Raw genomic sequence first — 405 nt, 5'->3', positions numbered from 1 at the left:
TTCCGCTAGAGTAGGACGTTGCCAGGCAAAATATCTTGGAGAATTAGCTCAGTTGGGAGAGCATCTGCCTTACAAGCAGAGGGTCGGCGGTTCGAACCCGTCATTCTCCACCATTTATAGCCGGCCTAGCTCAACTGGTAGAGCAACTGACTTGTAATCAGTAGGTTGGGGGTTCAAGTCCTCTGGCCGGCACCATCTTTTGAGCCATTAGCTCAGTTGGTAGAGCATCTGACTTTTAATCAGAGGGTCAGAGGTTCGAATCCTCTATGGCTCACCATTTAAATAGCGGGTGTGGCGGAATTGGCAGACGCACTAGACTTAGGATCTAGCGCCTTTACGGCGTGGGGGTTCGACTCCCTTCACCCGCATTCGCGGAAGTAGTTCAGTGGTAGAACACCACCTTGC

The 405-nt window shown here is 51.6% G+C and carries 4 tRNA genes; all 4 read left to right on the top strand.

Features of this window, described 5'->3' with window-relative positions:
* Positions 1–37 precede the first annotated feature (37 nt).
* Positions 38–113, top strand: a tRNA-Val gene (locus tag HMPREF2576_RS10195).
* A 6-nt stretch (positions 114–119) separates the two neighbouring features.
* Positions 120–195 (top strand) — tRNA-Thr (locus HMPREF2576_RS10190).
* Between the two features lie 6 nt (positions 196–201).
* Positions 202–277: transfer RNA gene (locus HMPREF2576_RS10185), tRNA-Lys, on the top strand.
* Positions 278–285: 8 nt separating this feature from the next.
* Positions 286–368: transfer RNA gene (locus tag HMPREF2576_RS10180), tRNA-Leu, on the top strand.
* Positions 369–405: the final 37 nt, after the last annotated feature.

The organism is Staphylococcus sp. HMSC063F05 (assembly GCF_001837075.1).
GTDB classification, from domain to species: Bacteria; Bacillota; Bacilli; order Staphylococcales; family Staphylococcaceae; genus Staphylococcus; species Staphylococcus epidermidis.
Note: the sequence above shows the minus strand (reverse complement) of the source record. Positions and strands in the feature narration are given on the sequence as shown.